This is a genomic window from Psittacicella hinzii (assembly GCF_003585935.1).
Classification (GTDB): Bacteria; Pseudomonadota; Gammaproteobacteria; order Enterobacterales; family Psittacicellaceae; genus Psittacicella; species Psittacicella hinzii.
In genome coordinates, this window is record NZ_NRJG01000017.1 from 17859 (window position 1) to 28054 (window position 10196).

8 protein-coding genes are annotated in these 10196 nt (G+C 34.5%); 3 read left to right on the forward strand and 5 right to left on the reverse strand.

The features are described 5' to 3' along the window. The first annotated feature begins 325 nt into the window (after window positions 1-325). From CKF58_RS00940 to CKF58_RS00950, 3 genes are all read left to right on the forward strand, one after another. A complete protein-coding gene (locus CKF58_RS00940) occupies window positions 326-1987 on the forward strand; it encodes an L-lactate permease (RefSeq protein ID WP_222987634.1) in 1662 nt (553 codons plus the stop codon). Between the two features lie 209 nt (window positions 1988-2196). Then, a complete protein-coding gene (locus CKF58_RS00945; RefSeq protein WP_119530117.1) occupies window positions 2197-3390 on the forward strand; it encodes an amino acid aminotransferase in 1194 nt (397 codons plus the stop codon). Between the two features lie 5 nt (window positions 3391-3395). Next, a complete protein-coding gene (locus CKF58_RS00950) occupies window positions 3396-4664 on the forward strand; it encodes an amino acid aminotransferase (RefSeq protein ID WP_119530118.1) in 1269 nt (422 codons plus the stop codon). A gap of 448 nt (window positions 4665-5112) precedes the next feature. Here the strand turns inward: CKF58_RS00950 and dxs are convergent, their stop codons facing one another. The 5 genes from dxs to CKF58_RS00975 all read right to left on the reverse strand — a co-directional run. Next, on the reverse strand, window positions 5113-7122 hold the full coding sequence (gene dxs, locus CKF58_RS00955) for a 1-deoxy-D-xylulose-5-phosphate synthase (protein ID WP_119530119.1): 2010 nt from the start codon (window positions 7120-7122) through the stop codon (window positions 5113-5115). 1 nt (window position 7123) lies between these two features. Further along, on the reverse strand, window positions 7124-8317 hold the full coding sequence (locus CKF58_RS00960; protein ID WP_119530120.1) for a polyprenyl synthetase family protein: 1194 nt from the start codon (window positions 8315-8317) through the stop codon (window positions 7124-7126). Between the two features lie 31 nt (window positions 8318-8348). After that, window positions 8349-8570: an exodeoxyribonuclease VII small subunit gene (gene xseB, locus CKF58_RS00965; RefSeq protein ID WP_119530121.1), complete on the reverse strand. Its 222-nt coding sequence runs from the start codon at window positions 8568-8570 to the stop codon at window positions 8349-8351. Window positions 8571-8612: 42 nt separating this feature from the next. Further along, complete coding sequence (locus CKF58_RS00970; RefSeq protein WP_119530122.1) at window positions 8613-9110, reverse strand: YajQ family cyclic di-GMP-binding protein; 498 nt, start codon at window positions 9108-9110, stop codon at window positions 8613-8615. Between the two features lie 126 nt (window positions 9111-9236). Beyond that, on the reverse strand, window positions 9237-10196 hold a 960-nt coding region (locus tag CKF58_RS00975), incomplete at its 5' end, for a LysO family transporter (protein ID WP_222987635.1).

Here is a 10196-nt window from a genome sequence, read left to right on the forward strand (position 1 = left end):
TGTTTTAAGAACTAATACTAGTTAGATCTAATGATTCATTTTTGCGATCTTAAGTATAAATTTAAGTTTTAAGTTTTGCTAAATCTCTCATAAATAATTTGATATTTAGAAACGATTCGAATTAACTTTTGCTTAAAACGAAATTTTTTCGCAGTTCGCAGTTTTATACTCGACGTGCAAATATGTAAAAGTTGCTTCTCTTTTCAAAATTTAACTGTACCTAAAAACATTAATTTAACCTTCAAGGCTATTTACAACTAGTGCAATATTGTGAACAAAGGGTTATAATATGCAAGTTTTTAATATTCTACGATGAGGTACAATTGTGGATCACATTAATGTTTGGACGCAAAACTATGCTGCCATTGGTGGTTCGGAAATCCTAACAGCAATTGTTGCGTTAATTCCAATTATTTTCTTCCTTTTAGCTCTAACAGTATTAAAACTAAAAGGTCACATTGCTGCTCTATGCACTTTAGTTATTGCAGCAATTATCGCTACATTCTTTGGCATGCCAGTACAAGCAACAGCTTCAGCTACACTACTAGGTATCTTAAGCGGTTTATGGCCAATCGCATGGATTGTTATTTGGGCAATCTTCATTTATAACATTTGTGTACGTTCTGGTAAATTCGATATTATTCGTTCATTTATCTCTGGTATTTCTAACGACCAACGTATCCAAGTATTACTAATTTCATTTGCATTCGGTGCATTCTTAGAGGGCGTTGCCGGTTTCGGTATTCCAATTGCTATTGGTGCGGCATTATTAATCGGTTGTGGTTTCAAAAACCCAATTATGGCAGCGGCTTTATGTCTAGTTGCTAACATGGCTCCAGCTCCTACAGGTGCTATTGGTATCCCTGTAACTGTAGCTGCACAAGTTACTAACATTGATGCTTCAATTCTTGGTAGTTTAATCTCTCGTCAATTATCGATTGTTATCTTTATTTTACCTTTCTGGTTAACAGCAATGGTTGACGGTATCAGAGGTATTAAAGATGTATTACCAATGATTCTTGTAGTATCTATTTTTGGTGTTATCTCTACTGTAGTTTGTTACAACTTTATCGGTCACGAATTATCAGACGTTATTCTTGGTATCGTGGAAATGGTTGTAATCATTGTATTCTCAAAAGTTTGGAAACCAAAACGCATGTTAACTGCTGATGGTTACATTGAAAATACAAAACTAGCTAAAGATCAAGAAACTACAGCTCACTACTCTATTGCTCAAACAATTTTCGCTTGGTCTCCATTTATCGCTATCACTATTTTAGCGTTAGTATGGACTTTACAACCAGTAAAACAAGCTTTAAGTTTCTTAACAACTTCGTTTGAAATGCCAGGCTTACACCAACACATTATGAAAGGTGCACGTTTTGCGGTTGAAAACCAAGCTGCAGAAAATGCTATTTGGAAATTTGATGTGTTAACTTCTGTAGGTACAGCTCTATGTTTAGCTGCAATCTACACTGTAGTAGCTTTCCGTGTAAAATTCAACGTAATTTTAAGCGTATTAGTTGCTACTTTAAAACAACTAATGTTCCCTATTATGACTATCTGCTTCGTATTAGCATTCGCTAAAGTTGCAGACTATTCAGGTCAAACAAGTTCAATCGCGATCCTATTAAGTAAAACTGGCGTAGTATTCCCAGTACTAGCTCCATTATTAGGTATGTTAGGTGTATTCTTAACTGGTTCGGTTGTTAACTCTAATACTCTATTTGCTAAAGTACAAGTTACTACTGCGCACTTAATCCATGTAAATGACAATCTATTAGCAGCGTCTAATACAATGGGTTCAATTGCAGGTAAAGTAATTTCTCCACAATCAATTGCTATCGGTTGTGCGGCAACAGGTTCAACTGGTCGTGAAGGTGAATTACTTGCTACAGTATTAAAACACGCGATCGCGTTTATCGTTTTAATCTGTGTAATGACAGTATTACAAGCATACGTATTACAATGGACAACAGCTATTTAATAAATAGTTAGTTGCAAAAAAGTGTTCTAGAAAATTCTAGGACACTTTTTTTATAACCTGTACTCCTCAAAATAAGAAAGAAAACAACTACAAATTTAAATTCATCAGACTATTGTTAATTCTCAAAATTGTGGTAAAATCAATTAAAGCGCTACTTTTCCTTAGCGCGCAACCGTTTTATAAATCCTTGTTACTTTTAATCGACCAACATGTTATTTTCAAATTTACAACCAAAACCTAATGATCCTATTCTAGGATTATTTGATGAATATTTAGCAAATACCAACCCGAAAAAAGTTAACCTTTCGATTGGTTTATATTTTGATGAAAAAGGTCGTCTAGATATGATGACTGCTGCTCGTAAAGCAGCTTTATTACTTGCAGACAAAGCACCTGTTAAAAGTTATTTACCTATTGAAGGTGATTTAGAATATATTCGCGCTGTAAACAATATTGTTTATGGTGCTGATAATCCAGTTTTAGCACAATTAGCTTCAGTACAAACCTTAGCCGCAACAGGTGGTTTAAGAGTTACCGCTGACGCTTTACGTGAGTTCGCTGGCTCAAAACGCTGCTTTGTTTCTGATCCAACTTGGTCAAATCATATTGATATTTTCCAAGCGGCTGGTTATGAAGTATATGGTTACCCATACTATAGTTCAAGCTTAATGAGCTTTGACTTTAGTCAATTAATTGCTGATTTAGAAGCAAATTTACAACCGTGTGATGTAGTATTAATGCATCCGGTTTGCCATAACCCTACGGGTGCTGACTTAAGCGAACAACAATGGCTAGAAGTGTTTAAAGTTATTAATAAACACCAAGCTATTTTAGTCCTCGACCAAGCTTACTTAGGTTATGGTAAAGGCATTAACGAAGATGGTTTAGCAGTACGTCTAGCCGCGCAAAACCTTGAGCAATTTGTGCATATTTTCTCATGCTCAAAAACTTTTGGTTTATATGGTGAACGTATTGGACACATTAACGTTAAATGCAAATCAGCTGAACAAGCACAAATCGTTACTTCAAACCTTAAACAGCTAATTCGTTGCTCTTACTCAACTAATATTGCCAGTGGTGCAAATTTAGTAAAAACTATTTTAACTACGCCAGAATTACGTCAATTATGGGAAGAAGAATTAAATAGTTACCGTTTACGTTTACAACGTAATCGTCAGCTATTAGTTGACAAACTTTTAGCTCATGGTATTGACTTTAGCTATGTGTTACAACAAAATGGCTTTTTCTCATTTTTAGCCTTAACCAAAGAGCAAATTTTACGTTTACGTGAAGAATTTGGTATTTATCTTTTAAATACCGGACGTATTAATTTTGCCGGTTTAAATCAAGATAATTTAGATTATGTAGTTGATGCCATTGTGCAAGTAAAACAAGGAAAATAACTGCTATGGATTTTTTCGCTAATTTAACCAAAGCTCCAGACGATCCAATTTTACACTTAATTCAAGAATACAAAAAAGATCCTAATCCATCTAAAGTAGATTTAAGTGTAGGAGCTTATTACAACGCTGAAGGCAAAGCGGAAAACCTTGAATCGGTTAACCTTGCACAAAAAGCTTTAGCGCAATATTATTACAGCTTACCAACCGAAAATGCTTTAGCACCAGTTGATTTAACTTTAAGTTCTAAAGTTGCTAAAGATATTAATATCTCTTACTTACCATCTACAGGTTACAAAGGCTTTAACTTAGCTTTCCGTGACTTTGTATTCCCTGAAAGTTTAGCAGCACGTAAAGCTAATCGTATTCGTACTGTTGAAACAATTGCTGGTTCGGGCGGTTTACGTTTAGTAGGTGAGTTTTTAAAACAGCATTTAGAGCTCGAAACTATTTATATTTCGAATCCAACCTGGTCTAACCACTTTGCAATTTTTGAAACTGCAGGTTTAAAAACTGCTGAATACCGCTATTACAATGCACAACAACGTGGTATTGATTTTGCTGCCGTACTTGAAGATTTAGAAAAGCTAACTTCTAAAGACGCAGTATTATTACAAGCTGCTTGTCACAACCCAACAGGTTATGACTTCTCTCCAGAACAATGGAAAGAAGTATTAACAAAAATCAAAGAAAAAGGTGCATTCCCAGTATTTGATTTTGCTTACCAAGGTTTTGGTGCAGGCTTAGACGAAGATGCTTACAGCGTGCGTTTAGCAACTGAAATTTTTGAGCAAGCGCTAATCATTAGCTCATGTTCAAAAAACTTTGGTTTATATGGTGACCGTACAGGTGCAATTCATATTTTAGCCGCTAATGAAAAAGATTTAGATTTAGTAGTATCTAATCTGCAATTTGATGCTAATAACTTCTACGTATCACCAGGTAATAACGGTGCGTTTATCGTTGCTACGATTCTTAAAAACCCAGATCTATATGCTCTATGGGTTGAAGAAGTTGCACAAATTCGCGCTCGTATTGCAAGTATGCGTCAACAATTAGCTGACTTAATGGCAGCACAAGGTTTTGATTTCAACTTTGTAGTTCAGCAAAAAGGTATGTTCTCATACACTGGCTTTACATCTCAAGAAGTTAATCGTTTAAAAGATGAATTCAGTATTTATATCGTATCTAACGGTCGTATGAATATTGCTGGTTTAAACGAGAAAAACATTGATTATGTAGCTAAAGCTTTTGCTAAAGTATTAGCAGATCGCTAAAATACAAATACATAAAAAGTCCTGAGAAAATCTCAGGACTTTTTGTATATTTAAGCTTTTTTTGAGCTTTATATAGGGATTCCCAAAATTGATAAAATCCTATCAATCATATGGGTTAAAAATCAAGAAGATATCGCATTTTAACAGCACTTACCTGTTATTAGTTTAATAACAGGTAAAAACCTCTAAAATAGATCGTTATTTCTTGTTTTTTAATGATTTTTAATGATAACTAAATTGATATTTTTGGGAATCCCTATTTATATTAGCTATAGTTTTAGCTTTGTTTTTGTGGTGTATAGTGTGGTGTATCACTTTTTTAGTTTTAGCTTTAGTTTTCGTTTTAATACAGTACTGTAGATCACTGCACTGTAGATTACAGTAAAAGCAATAAACAAAAAAACATATAAAACTATATTTCTTTAATGAGTTAGGGTGTATACAAGCACTATTTTGTACTAGAAGCACAAGCTTGTAATTTCGTAATAATTTGTTGTTTAATTTGCTCAGGTGTCCAAGCCATTACTTCTTCAATTAAATGCGTATTAATTGGTACAACAAAATTATCACTAATTCCAAGATTTAAACTTGGCACTTGAATATTGGCTACTTGCATAGCTTCAAGTACAGCAGTACCAGCACCACCAGAAATAGCATTTTCTTCAAGAGTAACCACTAGATCATATGCTGATAGTTGGTCAATAATTTCAAGGTCTAGAGGCTTAACAAAACGCATATCGTAAACCGTAGCACCTATTTGTTGCGCCAAACTAATAGCTCTTTGGAGCATAGTACCAAAACTTAAAATTACAATCCCTTTAGAACTATTAGTTAAATTATGTTCTTGGGTAAAATTACGGTATAGATCAGGATTAGCCTCTACGACTTTAATCCCTTTACCCAGAACAATATCTTGTTCTAAAGTAGAACGTAAGGTTGGATCTACGTGCTCTAAATCCCACGCTTGTCCACGTGGATAGCGCACAGCATAGGTTCCATTGTAGTTATAACCAAATTCGAGTAATTGCGTTAAACTTTGTTTACTACTCGCACAAGCAATAACCATGTTTGGAATACAACGTAAGTAAGATAAGTCAAACGCACCTTGATGTGTTTGTCCATCTTCTCCGACAATACCAGCACGATCTATAGCAAAGAGTACTGGTAAATTATCTAAAGCCACATCATGGATTACTTGATCATATGCACGTTGTAAAAAGGTTGAATAAATAGCAACAACCGGATGCATATTACCAATCGCTAAACCAGTGGCTAAAGTTACAGCATGCTGTTCAGCAATGGCTACATCGTAAAGCTTTTGTGGTGCAAGAGCTTTAAATTTTGCCATCCCAGATCCTTCAGTCATGGCCGGAGTAATAGCTACTAATTGCGGATCTTGTGCATGTTCAACTAACCAATTACCAAACACTTCACTATAGGTTAAAGGTTTATTTTCTTTAACAGTCTCTTTATTTGTTTCTTGGTTTGTATAGGTAGTAACTACAGCTTGAGGTGCTGTTTTAACGTTTTTAACTATTTGCGTATAATCAGGAGTAAACTTACCAACAGCATGATACTTAATTGGATCTTGCTCAGCAGGTAAATAACCTTTACCTTTAGTTGTAAGCACATGTACTATTTGTAGTTTACCGTTGTGTTTTAAACGTTTAAACTCTTTAACTAGTTCTACTACATTGTGTCCGTCAAATGGACCAAGATATTCAATGCCTAAGCCACGATATAGATTACAAATATCAGAACTTAAAAACTGCTTAAAAGCACTTTCACCACTTTTTAGTAAGCCTTTTAAGGCTTGCGGCAAAATATCTTTCGATTTTTCTCTAAAAGTTTGATAGAGTTCAGAGTTAAAAATTTTACTTGTATGACGATTAAGTGCACCAATGTTTTCACTAATAGACATATTATTGTCATTAAAGACAATGGTTAAAGGAATCTTTAAATCACCTGCATGGTTTAAGGCTTCAAAAGCCATACCTGCAGTCATAGCACCATCACCAATAATTGGCACTACATCTTGTTGTAAGCCTTGTAAACGATTTGCTAAACTTATGCCAACAGCAGCACTAATCGAGGTCGAAGAATGCCCTACTGACAGAATATCGTGCTCTGATTCAGCTCTAAACGGAAAAGGATGTACACCTTGATATTGACGAATTGTATGTAATTGGTCTTTACGTCCAGTTAATACTTTATGTGCATAGGCTTGATGCCCTACATCCCATAAAATCTTATCTTCAGGACTAGAATACACATAGTGTAAAGCTACAGTTAGCTCAACTGTACCTAAATTCGAAGCAAAGTGGCCTGAACTTTGGCTAATGCTTGAAATCAAAAAATGGCGTAGCTCATCACATAATTGTGGTAAATCTTCTACGGCAAGAGCTTTTAAATCAGCAATACTATTGATCCGATCTAATAAAGGATAAGCTTGCTTCATATTATTTTCTGCGTACAACCACAAAAGAAGTAATCTCTTGTAGCCACTCAATAGCGTGATAGTTAATTAATGATGTGTCGGCAGAACATGTTTTTAAATGCTCTTCTACATTGCCGATACAATTTAAAGTTTGCTTGAAAAGGTTCTGCATTTTCGTACGAGCCTGTTCTAAACCGAATAGACTCACGTACGTTAATTTATGGTTGGTTAAATCAGATCCTACAGTTTTACCTAATTCCGCTTGATCCCCTTCAATATCTAATAGATCATCTTTAACTTGGAAGGTTAAACCTAAGTTATATGACCAAGAAGAGAGTAAATCTTCGATTTGCGGAAAATGCTTAGCTTGTTCCCAACCTGCATAAACTCCCATCAGAATACTACTGCGAATTAAAAATGCAGTTTTACGATAGTGAATTTCGTTTAAGCGGCGCGCTGACTGCTCTGGAGTAATCCCACGTTCTGTCATTTGTCCGATGGTAAGATCTTCGCCAAGAATATCTAAAGCTTGACCTAAGCACATCCCATAGTGACCTGCTCCATAAGATAAAACTTGGATTTGCTTAACAATAGCTTGATGAGTAAGGTTTTGATTATTGCTTAAAAGACTGTAAGCTAAAGTTTGTAGTGAATCTCCGGCAAGAATTGCCATATCTTCACCAAAAACTTTATGATTGGTTAATTTACCTCGACGATAATCATCATTATCCATTGCTGGTAAATCATCATGAATTAAGCTATAGGTATGTACACATTCAATGGCTAAAGCCGCAATTAACAAATCTTCGATTTTAGCATTAAATAATAAACCACCAATAAAAACTAAAGTCGGACGTAACATTTTGCCATCACTATGTAAACTATAGTACATAGCTTGACGTAAAGTATTAGCGCCAAAACCAGCCATTATTTTTTGGGTTTCAGGGCTTAAAGCTAAAAGAGAGTTAATTTGTCGATCAGTTCCAAATAATTGCTTATATGGATCACTATCTGTACCTAAAACTAAATCAATTAAACTACGTACAGCTTGGCTTATGATACTTAAAAACTCATTTAATGGTAAAGCACTGTTTAACTTATTATTTAAATCGTGCTCTTGTACTACATAGCTTGCAAGTTCATTTAAACTAAGCGTATTCAAGCTTAATCGTGTTTGGTCTTGATCTTTTACGACTTTTGCATCTGTTAGTGACATTTAACGCTCACTCCTCATCTAAGCGTAATTTTTACTGTTTGGCACGTTTTTGTTGTACTACTTCTAGTTTTTGGCTCGCTTGATTTAATTCTTCGCACAGCTCATCAACTAAAGTAAGTGCTTCAGTGTATTGTGCCGTTAAGTTTTGTAAACTTAACTGATCACCTTCCATAGATTTAATAATCTCTTTAACCTTTTCAATCTTTTCTTCAAACGATTCTGGTTTTTGTGATAAAGCTTGCTCTTCACTCATAATAACGCACTCCTACTAGAAGATAAGATTAAGGGAAAAATATTAGTCTCTAAAGTTGTTAAACTGTAAAGCTAAGTTTAAATCAGATTGGGCATTTTTCATTAAAGCGATAACTGCTTGTAAATCATCTCTGCTTTTACCTTGAACACGAACTTTATCACCTTGAATTTGTGCTGTAACTTTGATTTTTGAGTCTTTGATCATTTTCACCATTTTTTTAGCGCTATCTTGATCAATACCATTACGGAACTCAATTTCTTTACTATAAGTTTTACCAGCGTGTTCGTAATTTTCAGGAATAACTAATGAGAAAATTTCAATCCCACGTTTAATTGCAGCATTAACTACAATGTCTACTAGTTGATCTAATTGGAAATCAGACTCAGCACTAACTTTAACTTTATTGTCTTTAGCGTTTAAGTCAATAGAAGAATTAGTACCTTTAAAATCAAAACGGTTATCAAGAATACGTTGCGCATTCTCAACCGTATTTTTTACTTCAAAGCTATCAATTTCTGAAACAATATCAAAAGATGGCATGAATAAACTCCATTAATAAAATATACTGATATAAGTCTGAAATATTTTGCTTATAAACAGTCTGATTATTATATCAATTAAAGCCTTATTTTGTAGCATTTAACTACAAAATAAGGCTAAAAATCTTTACATTCCGGTAAATAAAACTAAGAGCACTGGTACGTAGAGATTGGCAAAAAATCCAAAGGTTATTGCTAAACCTACTACCCCATTACCCCCACTTCTCTGAATAATCGGTAATGAACAATCTAAAGATGTTGCTCCTGGTTGGGTAACAGCTGTACAACGGAATCTTTGCATTAATAATGGTACTAAAACTAAAGCTAAGAGTTCGCGCGCCATATCAATAAAAAATACCATTGAACCATCAAGTGGTCCCCAAGCATTAGCTAGAATTACCGAACTTAGACTATACCACCCCATACCAGCAGTATAGGCTAATGATTTATTTAAAGGTACATCTGTAATTAAGTAACAAACTAAACCTGCTACTAAACAACTAAGAGTGAACAGAACCGAAATGATAAATCCCTCTTTATTGAGTAGTACTTCTTTAAGTTTATATTTAGCACTTCCGAGTTGAATCCCTGAAGCTAAAATCATAAACAATAAGATTAAGTTGGAAATAGTACCTAATAAATTGTAATCAAATGAAGCTCCAGCACCTTTTGCCCATAAACCAGCAATCACACCCACAACTACAGATAAAATCAATTTGGCTACATCTAAAAGTAATCGCCAATCACGTGTTACTTGTGCAATTTGTCGTGATTTCTTATGTTGTAGATGATCACATGGCATTAAAAAGAGAAAATTACATAGGTGTAAAACTACCGTAAAAATTACGACTTTCACCCCAATGCGTGGTAGTTCTGTTGCTAAATTTTCAATTTGCCCAAGCTTGAAGCCCATAATAAAGAGTAATAAGCTTAAGGTTACCATTAAAAACGAACTAGAATATCTACCTAAACGTGTAAAAATATTTCCTAAATAAAACCCTAGGAAAAAAGGCAATAGTACTATACCTAAACCTTCTACTATACCCATATTCCCTCTAATATAAAATGGCAAATATTTTAAAGTATC

What these genes read in the sequence shown, in the direction of transcription:
- CKF58_RS00945 (WP_119530117.1), top strand. Translation starts at nt 2,197, where the DNA reads ATGTTATTTTCAAATTTACAACCAAAACCTAATGATCCTATTCTAGGA.
- CKF58_RS00950 (WP_119530118.1), top strand. Translation starts at nt 3,396, where the DNA reads ATGGATTTTTTCGCTAATTTAACCAAAGCTCCAGACGATCCAATTTTA.
- dxs (WP_119530119.1), bottom strand. Translation starts at nt 7,122, where the DNA reads ATGAAGCAAGCTTATCCTTTATTAGATCGGATCAATAGTATTGCTGAT.
- CKF58_RS00960 (WP_119530120.1), bottom strand. Translation starts at nt 8,317, where the DNA reads ATGTCACTAACAGATGCAAAAGTCGTAAAAGATCAAGACCAAACACGA.
- xseB (WP_119530121.1), bottom strand. Translation starts at nt 8,570, where the DNA reads ATGAGTGAAGAGCAAGCTTTATCACAAAAACCAGAATCGTTTGAAGAA.
- CKF58_RS00970 (WP_119530122.1), bottom strand. Translation starts at nt 9,110, where the DNA reads ATGCCATCTTTTGATATTGTTTCAGAAATTGATAGCTTTGAAGTAAAA.